At 69.3% G+C, this 13,160-nt stretch carries 8 protein-coding genes and 2 pseudogenes; 3 read left to right on the forward strand and 7 right to left on the reverse strand.

Annotated elements, in window-relative coordinates:
* Positions 1-2: 2 nt before the first annotated feature.
* The gene (locus tag QA861_RS43070; protein ID WP_334594397.1) at positions 3-1,277 is read right to left on the reverse strand and encodes a sugar ABC transporter substrate-binding protein; all 1,275 of its coding nucleotides are present in this window, start codon (positions 1,275-1,277) and stop codon (positions 3-5) included.
* Between the two features lie 493 nt (positions 1,278-1,770).
* Here QA861_RS43070 and QA861_RS43075 point away from each other — a divergent pair, with 493 nt between their 5' ends.
* Positions 1,771-2,877: a LacI family DNA-binding transcriptional regulator gene (locus QA861_RS43075; protein WP_334594398.1), complete on the forward strand. Its 1,107-nt coding sequence runs from the start codon at positions 1,771-1,773 to the stop codon at positions 2,875-2,877.
* Positions 2,878-2,958: 81 nt separating this feature from the next.
* Here QA861_RS43075 and QA861_RS43080 read toward each other — a convergent pair whose 3' ends face one another.
* The 6 genes and pseudogenes from QA861_RS43080 to QA861_RS43100 form a co-directional block, all read right to left on the reverse strand.
* Positions 2,959-3,168 carry a hypothetical protein gene (locus tag QA861_RS43080; RefSeq protein ID WP_334594399.1) on the reverse strand — a complete coding sequence of 70 codons (210 nt, stop codon included), beginning with the start codon at positions 3,166-3,168 and terminating at the stop codon, positions 2,959-2,961.
* Positions 3,169-3,200: 32 nt separating this feature from the next.
* The gene (locus QA861_RS43085; protein ID WP_334594400.1) at positions 3,201-3,329 is read right to left on the reverse strand and encodes a hypothetical protein; all 129 of its coding nucleotides are present in this window, start codon (positions 3,327-3,329) and stop codon (positions 3,201-3,203) included.
* Positions 3,330-3,398: 69 nt separating this feature from the next.
* On the reverse strand, positions 3,399-5,948 hold the full coding sequence (locus tag QA861_RS43090) for a beta-glucosidase family protein (RefSeq protein WP_334594401.1): 2,550 nt from the start codon (positions 5,946-5,948) through the stop codon (positions 3,399-3,401).
* A gap of 463 nt (positions 5,949-6,411) precedes the next feature.
* A pseudogene (locus QA861_RS47335) lies at positions 6,412-6,825 on the reverse strand (carbohydrate-binding protein); the annotation flags it as partial.
* An 18-nt stretch (positions 6,826-6,843) separates the two neighbouring features.
* Positions 6,844-8,820 (reverse strand): annotated as a pseudogene (locus QA861_RS43095) (carbohydrate-binding protein); the annotation flags it as partial.
* Positions 8,821-9,388: 568 nt separating this feature from the next.
* On the reverse strand, positions 9,389-10,678 hold the full coding sequence (locus QA861_RS43100) for an ROK family transcriptional regulator (protein WP_334594403.1): 1,290 nt from the start codon (positions 10,676-10,678) through the stop codon (positions 9,389-9,391).
* 157 nt (positions 10,679-10,835) lie between these two features.
* Between QA861_RS43100 and QA861_RS43105 the strand changes: the two genes are divergently transcribed.
* Positions 10,836-12,152, forward strand: coding sequence for an ABC transporter substrate-binding protein (locus QA861_RS43105; RefSeq protein WP_334594405.1), 1,317 nt, complete (start codon positions 10,836-10,838; stop codon positions 12,150-12,152).
* A 5-nt stretch (positions 12,153-12,157) separates the two neighbouring features.
* Positions 12,158-13,153, forward strand: coding sequence for a carbohydrate ABC transporter permease (locus QA861_RS43110; RefSeq protein ID WP_334594406.1), 996 nt, complete (start codon positions 12,158-12,160; stop codon positions 13,151-13,153).
* Positions 13,154-13,160 lie beyond the last annotated feature (7 nt).

The raw sequence follows: 13,160 nt of genomic DNA on the forward strand, positions 1-13,160 counted from the left end.
GGTCAGTTCCCGGTTCCGATGGAATCCGCGGTCTTCTGCAGGTCGCGCAGCGCTGAGGCGGGGGCGGTGCCCCTGACGATGCGTTCGATCTGCCCGTCGCCGGCGTCGCTGACCTGGTTCCAGGCGGTGTTGTTGGGCGCCGCCTTGACGTCCTTCAGCTGTTCCCCGAAGACCGCCAGCTTCGGGTCGGCGGTCAGGCTGGAGTCGTTCCAGGCGGACTGCACGGCCGGCAGGTCACCGGTCATCTTGTACCAGCTGGCCTGAACGCTGGGCTTGGACAGGTACTGCACCAGCTTCCAGGCCGCGGCGCTGTGCTTGGAGTTGCGGAAGACGACCATGTTGGAGCCGCCGACGAGCGAGGTGGAGCTCTGGTCCTTCGGGATCGGCATGACGCTGTACTTCTTGTCGAAGCCCTTGCCGCCGGCGTCGTTGATCGTGCTGATGTCCCAGGGGCCGTTGATGAGGGCCCCTGTCGTGCCCTTGACGAACGACGCCTCCGCGGCCCCGGGCGAGATGTCGGGGTTGGGGTCGGCGATGCCTTCGGTGAAGAAGCTCTGGTAGTACTTCATCGCGGTGGCCATCTGCGGGGTGTCGAGGGTCCACTTGGTGCCGGCGCTGTTCATCAGCGACGCTCCGGCCGACCAGACGAACGGCAGCGCGCCCTGGAAGGCGAGGCTGCCGTTGCCGCCGGTGGGCAGGTTGATGCCCCACTTCGCGCCGGCCTTGGTCTGCATCGCCTTCAGCATCGCCTTGAAGTCGGCCGAGGTCTTCGGCGGGCTGGTGTACCCGGCCTTCTTGGCGAGGTCGGTGCGGTAGTAGATGACGCGGGTGTCGACGTACCAGGGCACGCCGAGCGTGTCGCCCTTCACCACCGCCGACTCCTTCGGCCCGGGGAAGATGTCACTGGTGTCGATCCCCTTCGGCACCTGCTGGAAGGCGTCCGCGAAGTCCGGCATGTAGGTCGTGCCCATCTGCGCCACGTCGGGCGTCGTGCCGCCGGCGATCGCGGTCTGGTACTTGCTGTGCGCGCTGGCCCAGGGGATCGCGGTGACGTTCACCTTCACACCGGGGTTCTCCGCCTCGAATCCCTTGACCAGCGCGGGCAGCTTCTCGCCCTCGGTGCCCTGCGCCCACAAGGTGATCGTGCCCTTGACCTTGCCGGACGGCACCGTGCCGGACGGCGTCGACGACGCGCCTGTGTCGCTCCGACCGCACGCCGCCACCACCAACGCGGCGGCCACGCACATGGCGGCCGTAGAAGTCTTCCTCAGCACCATTGCTGCCCCTCTCCTGGGAACCGCCACCAACCGGATGATGGAGGGATCAATTGATTTAAGCGCTTAGATCCTCAGCGTGCTCGGAATCTAAGCGCATAGGAGCGGGGCTGTAAAGAGTCGATGCCGATCACGTTACGGCTACGGTCCGGCGCTCGGCCGCCGGAGACCTGCCCGGAAACCGCCCAGCCGCAGGATCCACGAAACCCACTGGCAACGCCACTACCTGCGGAAAGTTCAGCGGCAGGACAGCCGAAGCTCTCACCTGCCACCACCGGCGACCGCCGTCGGGCGCGCGATCGGCGGCCTGGTCGGGTCCCGTCGAACCGACGAGCCTCACTCCGCGACCGATCAGCTTCCTCAACAGTCAGAATCCGCCAAGATCGCGCCCTCGGGCACCGAGAGGAGCCAGGAGGGCTCCGCCGCAGCCAGGGCCGTACTCGCCGTCTAAGCGCATAACATGGGGCAGGAAGCGGCTGAGGAAAGCAGGGGGAACGTGGCGAAGGCTCCGACGGTCTATGACGTGGCGGAACGCGCCGGGGTGTCCATCGCGACCGTGTCGATGACCTTTCGCCGTCCCCACAAGGTGAAAGAGGAGACCCGGAAGATCGTCGAGGCCGCTGCCGAGGCGCTGAACTACGTGCCCAGCGCGAGCGCGCGCGGGCTGGCACATGGACACACAGGGGCGCTGGGCCTCTACTCGTACGACATCTTCCTCCCGGAACCCGACGAGAGTCTCGGGAGCAAGGCGGCGGGCAGCGCGCGGTCCCGAGCCAAGGTTTCTGTGGTCCGGGACGACGGCGACGACGACTACCGCCGTTTCCCGCTCTACGTCCACGAGGTGCAGCGTGGTGTCGAGCTCGAGTGCTGGCAGCGTGGGTACGCGCTGTTGATCGGCGGGGCCACTCACGCCGACAGCGCGACCCGGGTCACCGACATCGTCGGGCGGGTCGACGGGCTCGCGGTCTTTCCCGACCACTCCATCCCCGCTGAAGTCCTTGAGCGGATCGCGCGCCGGAAACCGGTGGTCGCCGTGTCGCAGCGACCGCAGGACGACGGCCTGAGCCATGTCTCGATCGACAACAGGGGCGGCATGCGCGCGATGACGGAGCACCTGGTCGTCGAGCACGGGATGCGCGATCTGCTGTTCGTCGGTTACATGAACACCTTCGACGCCCAGGAGCGGTTCGCCGGATTCCGGGCAGCGCTGCGGGCAGCCGGACTGCGCGTGCCGAGCAAGCCCGCGCAGTTGATCGGCGAGAACTACGTGGAAAGCGTCGTCGCCGATGTCCTGGCGCGTGACGCGCTGCCCGAGGCGTTCGTGTGTGTCAGCGACGAGATCGCCCTCGACCTGATGAAGGTACTGGCTGACCACGGCGTGCGGGTCCCGGAGCAGGTGGCCGTGACGGGGTTCGACGGAGTCGTGGCGGGGCGGGTGGTACGGCCCTCGCTGACGACCGTGCGCCAGCCGATGCAGGCGATGGGACGTGTCGTGGTGGACATCCTGCTGGAACGGATCGCCGACCCGGCCGGGCAGCCGATCACGCGCCGGCTGCCGGTGCAGGTGGTGCTGCGGGAGAGCTGCGGCTGCTCACGGCCCTGAGGGCCCGCGGAGCGGCCGCCCGCAGGGGTTGCCCGGTCAGGGCATGACGGTCCGCGGCGCGATGGTCCGCCGTGTTGGCGCTCATGAGGCGCCGACCGGCAGGCGGGCCCAGAACAGGGCATGGCCGCCGTCACCTTCCGGTATGAACTCCTCGCGCTCAATGGTCAGTCCGGCCTGGGCGATCCACTCGCGGTTGGTGGCGGCGTCAGCGTGACTCCACCACATCGGAGCCCCGCCGCCGAGCCAGTCCTCCTCGACGCCGGTCCAGGCACGATGCCCTGTCGTGGCCACGAACCAACCTCCCGGACGCAGCCACCCGGCGATCAGATCCGCCGACGCAGGTCGCCGAGGAGCTGCTGGTACTTGGTCCCGGCGCCGTACGTCTCGCCGTACCGCAGGGAGACGGCGTCGTATCCACGCCGGACGATGTCCTTGGGGTTGTTCGCGTCCACGCCCGGAGACGCTAGTCATGCCCCCGGGCCGCGGCGAACGCATTTCGCCCCTGTCCGACGGCCTCCGTCTCAGCGTGTGCCGACCCTGTGGGCATCGACGACCGCATCGACGGCCAGGCGCAGGTCGCGGCTGGAGCGTCCGATGTGGAGCCGGTAGCGGCCGGGAGGAGTGTGCCAGCCCTGTGCCTCGGTGTCCCAGATCTGGAAGGTCCGGGCGGGCACGTGGACCTCGGCGCTGACGTGGGCGCCCGCCTCCGCCTGAACGGTGGCGAAGCCGGCGAGCAGGCGCACCGGCCGGTCGGGGCCGTCCTGCGGCGGCTCCAGATAGACCTGGACGACCTCGCGGCCCGCCCGGCGGCCGGTATTGGTCAGCTCCACGGTCAGTTTGAGCCCGTCTCCGCCTGCGGGGCTGGTCAGGGAGGCGGCGGAGACGGGCGGCTCGGAGGAAAGGGCCACGGACTCGTACGACCAGTCGGTCCAGCCGAGGCCGTGGCCGAAGGGGAAGGCCGGGACGAGCCCGGCGCGGTCCCAGGCCCGGTGGCCTACGTGGACGCCTTCGGCGTAGTCCACGACACCGTCGCGGGGGCGGGCGTCGGGCACGGGGACGTCTTCCGCCCGGGCGGGAAGCGTCCACGGCAGTCGGCCCGACGGCTCGGCGCGGCCGAGGAGCACGTCGGCCAGGGCGTGCCCGGCCTCCTGGCCCGGCAGCCACGCCCACAGCAGGGCGGGAGCTTCGTCGGCCCAGGGCAGGAGTACGGGCGCTCCGGCGTTGACGACCACGATGGTGCGCGGGTTGGCGGCGAGGATCTTGCGCACCAGGTCGTTCTGGTGGCCGGGCAGGTCGAGGCCGGCGCGGTCCCAACCCTCGGACTCGACCTCCTCGTTGGTACCCACCACGACCACGGCCACATCGGCGGCGGCCGCCGCGGCCGCGGCCTCGGCGATCTCCTCGTACGGCGTGGGCCCGGGCGGAGCGTGCCGCAGCTGGGCGGTGACGAAGCGGTTGTAGCCGCCGGACTCGACGACGGTGAGGTCCACCACGAGGGCGACGCGGCGCGGCTCGTCCCCCACCCGGAGGTCGATGTCCTTCAGCGGCGGGTGGTGGAAGCTGGAGTCGAGCACCAGCTCCACGCCCCGGTCGTCGTCCCCGGACAGGATCTCCGCACCGTCCACGGTCACCCTGAAGCGTCCCACGCATCCGACCTGCAGACGGTGCGTTCCGGGCTCGGTCAGGGTCAGCACCGTACGCAGGACGACGCGGCGGGTGGCCAGGGTGAAGGCGCCGTAGGCACTCCAGTCGGCGTCGCGGCGGACCTCGCCGCCGACCAGGGTGCCGTCGGCGTCGAAGAAGTCGGCCCGCACCCCGGGCGCGCCGGTGTCCGGGTCGGCCTGCAGGTCGCCGGACACGAACGGAGCGCCCAGACGGGAGTCGCCGCCGCGGTGCACACTCAGGCGCACCTGGTCGGGCAGGGCGGCGCGCAGCCCCTCGGCGAAGGCGACGGTGCGGACCGCCGGGACGAACGCGCTGCCGCCCCCCTGCAGGTAGGGCGCCACCGCGTTCGGACCGATCAGCGCCACGCTGCCCAGCCGCTCCGGGGCCAGCGGCAGCAGGTCCTGCTCGTTGCGCAACAGCACCGCGCCGCGGGTGGCCACCTCGCGCAGCAGACCGAACTCCTCCGGCCCCGGCGCTGCGACAGCCGCACACGAAGCCGGGATGCCCCCAGGTTCCCCGAGCCGACCGGTGTGCCGGGCCAGGCGCAGCAGCCGCAACACCTTGTCGTCCACCAGGTGCTCCGGCACCTCGCCGTCGCGGACCGCCGCCACAAGAGCCTCGTCCCAGGGGCCGCCCGGCCCGGGCATCACCAGGTCCAGACCGCCGAGCGCCGAGGCCGCCGTCGATTCGGTGGCGGACCAGTCGCTGACCACCGGCCCGGTGAAACCCCACTCCTGTTTCAGGACCTCGCGCAGCAGCCGCGTGTGCTCGGTCATCGGCGCCGACTGTGTGCCGTCGTCGACGCCGGAGTAGGCGGACATCACGCTCCACGGTTCGGCCTCGGCGAGGACGTGCTCGAACGGGGCCAGGTACACCTCGCGCAGGGTGCGCTCGTCCAGCCGGGCCCGGTAGCGGGTGCGGTCGGTCTCCGAGTCGTTGGCCACGAAGTGCTTCAGGCATGCGCCGACGCCGAGCCCCTGGAGACCGCGCACGATCGCCGCGGCCACCGCCGCGGTCAGCAGCGGGTCCTCGGAGAAGTACTCGAAATGCCTGCCGGCGACCGGCGTGCGCTGCAGGTTCACCGCAGGCGCCAGCACCACGTCGACGCCTTTGCGCCGCGCCTCCGTGGCGAACAGCTCCCCCAGCCGCTCGGCGAGGCCCGTGTCCCAGGACGCGGCCAAGGCGCTGGGAGCCGGGGCCAGCAGCCCGGTGTCCGCGGGGTCGTCCAGGGTGCCGCGGACCCCCTGTGGGCCGTCCGACATCGTCACCGTCGCCAGTCCGAGCCGGGGTTCGGCTGGCAGTCTCCAGAGGCTCGCACCGGTCAGCAGCCGGACCTTCGACTCAAGGTCCAGGTCCCGGATGCGGGTGATCAGCTCGGAGTCATCGGGCAGGGCAGCGGGGATCATGCTGGTCCTTACATCAGATCTAAGCGCTTAGCTTCTCCGGATGCTCAAAATCTAAGCGCATAGAAAGCGGGCTGTAAAGCGATGTCGACGGAGTGGGCGGGCTCCGAAGGATGGCGAGCACCAACTCCTGCGGCGATCTGGCCGAGGCATGGCCGGTGTCACCAAGGGGGAGCAGTGCATGCGGGCCTCCCGTGCACCGGTAGGCCATCACACCGGCGCCGGTCGGTCGCACCGGCCTCAACCGGGCCGAACTGCTGGTCTCGACCGGCGCCTGGCCTGTGCACACAGCGGTACCCGCCACACAAGCGAAGGCGGCGCTGTTCGTGTAGACGCCCTCGACGGAGACTGCGAGCGGACGGCTGCGACATGGACCTGCGGTCTGGGCGACTCGTCCGGGCGTCTCCCGACTCCCGGGCGAGTCGCCCAGATCCACACCGCTCAGCCGCCCGTCACGGAGACAGACTCAGTGGGTGAACGTGAACCAGTTGAGGTTGGTGAAGTCGGCGGACTGGTCGCTGGCGAAGGTCAGGTAGACGGTGTGGGTTCCGGTGACGCCGGAGATGTCGGCGGTCTTGGTGGCCCAGGTCTGCCAGCCGCCGGTGTTCTCCACCGTGAGGCTGCCGACCGGGGTGCTGGTCGGTGAGTCGAGCCGGACCTCGATCCGGCCGCTGACGCCGCTCGCGGCGCCGGACGCCACCCGGACCTGGAACTGGGTCGCGGCCGTGGTGCCGAACTGCACCTTGGGGTACTCGGCCCAGTCGCCGGGGGAGATGTAGGCGATGTCCTGCCCGCCGCCGGTGTCACCTGTCTTCTCGATGACGACGCCGGAGGCGTTGAGGTAGTTCTCGGCCTGGATCGTGCCGTACGCGTCGGTACCGGTGTCATGGGTGAACGTGAACCAGTTGAGGTTGGCGAAGTTGTCGGGCTGGTCGCTGGCGAAGGTCAGGTAGACGGTGTGGGTGCCGGTGACGCCGGAGATGTCGACGATCTTGGTGATCCAGCTCTGCCAGCCACCGGTGCTCTCCACCAGGATGCCGGCGACCGGCTTGCTGGAGCGGGAGTCGAGCCGGACCTCGATCCGGCCGCTGACGCCGCTCGCGACGCCGGACGCCACCCGGACCTTGAACTGGGTGGCGGCCTGGGCACCGAACGCCACGTTGCGGTACTCGCTCCAACTGCCGTTGCCCAGCCAGGCGATGTCCTCCCCACCGCCGGTGTCGCCGGAGGCTTCGACGGCGACGCTGGAGGCGTCGTTGTACGCCTCGGCCTGGATCCTGCCGTAGGCGTCGACAGCGGTGGTGGACGAGGACGAGGGTGTCCAGACGTACGTGCCGACGGTCTTCGGCGGCAGGGCGTCTATGAGCTGCTGCTGCCCGCTGCGCAGGGTGAATTCCTGGGCGTCGGAGGTCCCGTTGATCACGACGGTCGCGACCGTGCCGTCCGGGTTGCGGAAGGCCACCGTGGTGACGGTGTCGGTGCTGCCGTAGTCGCTCCAGATCCGCTTGGCGCCGCGCTGGACGAACTTCGAGAACTGGGCGAACAGGTAGTACTCGGGCAGCATCCAGTACGTGTTGGGGCTCTCGGAGTCCTGGATGAGCGGCGTCGGGTCGGGGCGGCCCAGCTGCTGACTGTCCCGGTTCTGGTCGAGCATCGTGACCCACGAGATGTAGCCCGTCGACCAGCTGCGCAGGTACCGCGCGATCCGGTCCGCGCCATTGGTGCCCCACAGCATGCGCTCGGTCAGGACCATGTCGAGGTCGGGGTAGTCGGTCTTCGCCAGGGACATCGCGCTCGGGTCGCCGGAGTAGTCGTGCCAGGCGATGCCGTCGGTGTTGCGGTAGGTGTCGGTGTACCCGGACTCCTTGGTGCCGAGCGAGTCGGGGAGGTAGGTCCCGACGTCGCCGAAGTTCCAGTCCCAGGCCCAGATCTGCGTCTTGATGCCGTGCGCGTCGAACTCCGCGCGCATGGCGTTGATGAGCTGCTTCGACTGCTGCGCGCTGACCAGCATGCTCGGGTAGATGCCCGCCGGCCACCCGGGTTCGTTCTGCGGCGACACGGCGTGGACGGTGATGCCCTGCTTGGCATAAGCCTGCACGGTCATCCGGTAGTAGCGGGCGAGGGTGGGGATGTACTTGTCGAGCAGGTGGCCGTCGATGAGGCTGTTGTTGTCCTTCATCCAGGCCGGGCCGCTCCACGCGGTGCCGCAGATGAAGAGGTCCGGGTTGATCCGGAGTGCTTCCTTCAGGGTCGAGATGATGTGGTTGTCGATGTCCTTCTGGATGGAGAACCGCGACAGGGTCGGATCGGCCGGGCCGTCGTCGTAGGTGTAGAAGTCCGGCGAGTGGTAGAAGTCGGAGCTTCCGAAGCAGATGCGGGTGAGGTCGAACCCGGCGCCGCTGGTGGGGTGGAAGAGCGCCTGGAGGGCCTTGGTGCGCGTCTTCTTGTTCATCAGCGACAGGTTGTGGATGGTCGAGTCCTCCATCGAGGAGCCGATGCCGAGCATGCTCTGGTACGCCTTCGCCGGGTCGACGTTGATGACCGTCCCGAAGTCTCTGCCCGAGGCGGCCAGCGCGATGTTGTCCTGCTGGCTGAGCTTGTAGGCGACCGAGGCCAGGCCGACCGCCGGATCGGCGAACCAGGTGCCGCTCTTGGGCGCGTAGCCGCTCGCGGTGGACTCCGAGCTCCAGGTCACCCGGGCCGAACCGGTGGCGCTCGGGCGGCTCGGGGCGGCGCTCGCCCGGCCCGGCAGCGCAAGCTCGGACCCCGCCGCCGCGGCGGCGACAGCGGCGGCGGCAAGGAAGTTCCGGCGGCTGAGGCGGGCGTGGCCCTGCGGGGACGACGGTTGCGCGGGCGTGGAAGCGGACGTGGACATGGATCGGCTCCTTCGGGTCTGGGCTCGTCGTCCCGACGGGCGAGCACAGGCTGGTTGGCGAGGTGCGCAGCCCTGGGCAGGCGGCCGGTCGAGGGCCGCGGGCCGGTGTGGTCCCCACACACGGAAACGCCGCACGTCTTATTTCAAGGTGTAATGGAAGTGCTCCAGGTGCCGCGCGTCAAGATGTCGGACCCAATGAATCGCAGCGACCGGAACCCGACGTGCCGCTTCCGCGGTGCTCCGAGCAGCGTGGCGCACCGCGCGGCAGCATGGAGCTCGCCGGCGCTTACACCGCCCAACTCGTAAGCCGTGCCGACGACTTCATCCACGTAAACCCCGAAGACCGCCTCCGACTCGAAGGCGTCCAGGGCTTCGTCGTGCTGCCCCGCCGCGTGGCAGCGTCATCCTCAGCCGGATCACAAATGAGCGACCACATCACGCGGGCGTCGCTTTGCTGCGAGAGACGTTCGTGGTCGCGGACCTTACGGCGGACGCGCTTTCGCCCGCAAAGGTGATGGCCTGGTCGCCTCCGCGAGCCAGGAGGCCAAAATCCGTTCATGCCGGCTCTTCAGCGCGCGGCCCGTTCGTCTAACACCGTGCGCCACGCCGGAGACGGTCCCTCGCTCACGGGCTCGGCGCGCCGCCCGCCCCGTGCGAAGAAGTCGGCGAGGGGCAGGATCGCGGCGCCGACGGTGACCGCGTCCAAGCCGAGTCTGCCGAGGTCGATCGCGACCCGTTCGGCCGGATAGCGCAGGGCGTAGGAGGCGGCGTGCCGGCGTACGGCGGGCAGGAAGCGGGCGCCGAGCTGGAGTCCTGCCCAGCCGCCGATGAGGATGCGCTCGGGCTGGAAGAGGTTGATCAGGTCGGACAGGCCGGCGCCCACGTACTCGGCGGTCTCCTCCAGGACGGCGAGTGCCACCGGGTCGGCCGCGACGCCCTCGGCCGGGTAGGCCGCGGTGAGCATCGCGGTCAGCGCGGTCTCCTCATCGGTGCCCTCCGGCGGGCGTCCGCCCGCCTCGCGCCAGCGCTCGAGGAGCGCCCCCGCTCCCACGTACGCTTCCAGGCAGCCCCGGGCGCCGCAGCGGCAGCGGCGCCCCCCGACCCGTACGGTCAGATGCCCCCACTCCACGGACCGGCCGTGCTCCACCTCCTGAGTGACGAGGCAGGCTCCGACGCCGGAACCCAGGAGGACGACGACCGCGTCGCGGGCGCCACGGCCGGCACCGAACCACATCTCGGCCAGGCCGAGCGTCCGGGCGCCGTTGTCGATGAAGTACGGGATGGAGTCGGGGAGTTCGCAGGCCGAGCGCAGCAGGGATTCGAGCGGGACGGCGTCCCAGCCGATCGTCTGGCCATGGATCACGGCTCCCTGTTCAGGGGTGCGGGCCACGATGCCTGGGACGCCGATACCGACGCCCAGAAGCTGCTCGGGGGCGATGTCGCTCTCGGCGAGAACCTCGGCGATGCCGTCACGGATGTGGCCGACGATGACCTCGACGTCGTAGCCCTGATGCTCCAAGGGCCGTTCCGTGCGGGCGAGCTCGGTGAGGGTGAGGTCGAAGAGCTCGACGCGTACGCGGGTCTCACCGACGTCAACGCCGATCATGTGGCCGCTGGCGGGCGCGACCCGCAGCAGGATGCGGGGCCGTCCGCCGTCGGACTCGACGCTGCCGGCCTCCTCGACAAGGTTGTCCTCGACCAGTTCCGCGACCACGTTGCTGATGGAACCGCCGCTCAGCCCGGTGGCCGGGGCCAGCTCGAAGCGGCTCATCGGCCCGTCGAAATACAACCGTTGCAGTACGGCGGTGCGATTGCCCCGCCGCAGGTCACGCACTGTCCGCCCGCTCCGCCCCGCCATGTGGGTCCCCTTCCCATCTGCCCGAACCTGCAAGATACCGGTGCGCGAGCACTTGACGCGACTTTCTCCACGCCCTTAAATCACATCGTAAATTAAGCCTGTGGGCGATGGGACGTATGCCCGCCCGTGGGCCTCCCCTGGAAGGGACCCCAGAGCCATGCGCAGAACCCGAGCCGCGGCCGCCGGTGCGGTCACTGTTTCCCTGCTGACCGTCGTGACCGCCTGTGGCGGCGGCTCGTCGACCAGCGGCGGGTCCAACGACTCGCCGAAGACCCTGACGTACTGGGCCTCCAATCAGGGCGCCAGCATCGAGGTCGACAAGAAGGTCCTCCAGCCGGAACTCGACACGTTCGAGAAGCAGACCGGCATCAAGGTGAAGCTGGAGGTCGTCCCCTGGTCGGACCTGCTGAACCGGATCCTCACCGCGACAACCTCGGGCCAGGGCCCCGACGTCCTGAACATCGGCAACACCTGGAGCGCCTCACTGCAGGCCACCGGAGGGCTGCTGCCGTGGGATGCGAAGAACTTCGCCGCGATCGGCGGCAAGGACCGCTTCGTCGACTCCGCGCTCGGCTCGACGGGAGCGCAGGGCCAGGACCCGGCCGCAGTCCCGCTGTACTCGATGTCGTACGCGCTCTACTACAACAAGAAGATGTTCGCCGACGCCGGGATAGCCAAGCCGCCGGCCACCTGGGACGAGCTGACCGCCGACGGCAAGAAGCTCTCCAAGGACGGCAAGTGGGGCCTGGGCGCCGAAGGCTCGAACCCCTCGGAGAACATCCACCACGCCTTCGTCTTCGCCAAGCAGCATGGCGCCGACTTCTTCACCGCCGACGGCAAGCCCGACTTCACCAATGACGGCGCGGTCGCCGGGATCAAGCAATACGTCGACCTGATGGCCAAGGACAAGATCATCGCGCCGGGCAACGCCGAGTACGCCCAGAACCAGTCCGTCAGCGACTTCGCCAAGGGCAAGAACGCGATGCTGCTGTGGCAGGGCGCGGCCGCCAACCTCAAGTCGCAGGGCATGAGCGCGGACGCGTACGGCATCGCCCCCGTGCCCGTGCAGTCCGGCACCCCGGGCACCGGCACTCAGGTGAACTCGATGGTCGCGGGCATCAACCTGGCCGTCTTCAAGAACACCGACAACCTCGACGGCGCAACCAAGTTCGTGAAGTTCATGACCAGCGACGCCGAACAGAAGACCCTCAACACCGCGTACGGCTCCATCCCGCCGGTGAAGACCGCCCAGGCCGACGCCGCCTTCAACGCGCCGGACACCACGGTCCTGAAGGACACCCTCGCGGGGAGCGCCGCCGCGTTGCCGCAGGTCGCCGACGAGTCACAGTTCGAGACGGCCGTCGGTACCGCCGTCAAGGAGCTGTTCGCCGACGCAGCGGCCGGACGCGCGGTGACCACCGCGTCGGTGAAGGCGGCGCTGGAGAAGGCCCAGCAGCAGATGCCGACGAAGTGAGCACGATGCCGACCACTGCCCCCGCAGAGGCTGCGGCGCCCAAGATCCCTTCCGGGGAGGCGGAGCAAACGCCCCGCTTCCGCCGCCCCGGAAGGATCCGCCGCATCGGACTGCCGTACCTGCTGCTCCTGCCCGCCCTGCTCCTCGAACTCCTCGTCCACCTCGTGCCGATGGTGATCGGCATCGTGATGAGCTTCAAGGAGCTCACCCAGTTCTACATCCGCGACTGGGGCACCGCCCCCTGGTCGGGCCTCGGCAACTACAAGGTGTCGGTGGACTTCGACGCCCCCGTCGGCGAGGCGCTGCTGCACTCCTTCCTCGTCACCGTCGCCTTCACCCTCCTGTCGGTCGGCCTGTGCTGGCTGATCGGCACGGCGGCCGCGATCTACATGCAGGACACCTTCCGCGGCCGCGGGCTGTTGAGGGCGCTCTTCCTCGTCCCGTACGCCCTGCCGGTCTACGCGGCCGTCATCACCTGGGTGTTCATGTTCCAGCACGACAACGGCCTGGTGAACCACGTCCTGCACGACCAGCTGCACCTCACCGACAAGCCGTCCTTCTGGCTCATCGGCGACAACAGCTTCTACGCGCTGCTGATCGTGTCGGTGTGGAAGGGCTGGCCGTTCGCCTTCCTCATCGTCATGGCCGGACTGCAGAACATCCCGGGCGAGCTGTACGAGGCAGCCGCCCTCGACGGCGCCGGCATGTGGCAGCAGATCCGCCGCATCACCCTGCCGTCGCTACGCCCGGTCAACCAGGTCCTGGTGCTGGTCCTGTTCCTGTGGACGTTCAACGACTTCAACACGCCGTTCGTCCTGTTCGGCAAGTCGGCTCCGGAGGCCGCGGACCTCATCTCGGTCCACATCTACCAGGCGTCGTTCGTCACCTGGAACTTCGGCACCGGCTCCGCCATGTCCGTTTTGCTGCTGCTCTTCCTGCTCGTGCTGACGGGCGTCTACCTCCTGCTGACCTCCCGAGGAAGGAAGCCGGCCGATGTCTAGCAACTCC

It is taken from the genome of Streptomyces sp. B21-083, assembly GCF_036898825.1.
In the GTDB taxonomy this organism is placed as follows: domain Bacteria; phylum Actinomycetota; class Actinomycetes; order Streptomycetales; family Streptomycetaceae; genus Streptomyces.

Excerpts from the sequence above, each read along its gene's own strand:
- QA861_RS43100 (WP_334594403.1), bottom strand. The coding sequence starts at position 10,678 with ATGGCGGGGCGGAGCGGGCGGACAGTGCGTGACCTGCGGCGGGGCAAT.
- QA861_RS43105 (WP_334594405.1), top strand. The coding sequence starts at position 10,836 with ATGCGCAGAACCCGAGCCGCGGCCGCCGGTGCGGTCACTGTTTCCCTG.
- QA861_RS43110 (WP_334594406.1), top strand. The coding sequence starts at position 12,158 with ATGCCGACCACTGCCCCCGCAGAGGCTGCGGCGCCCAAGATCCCTTCC.
- QA861_RS43070 (WP_334594397.1), bottom strand. The coding sequence starts at position 1,277 with ATGGTGCTGAGGAAGACTTCTACGGCCGCCATGTGCGTGGCCGCCGCG.
- QA861_RS43090 (WP_334594401.1), bottom strand. The coding sequence starts at position 5,948 with ATGATCCCCGCTGCCCTGCCCGATGACTCCGAGCTGATCACCCGCATC.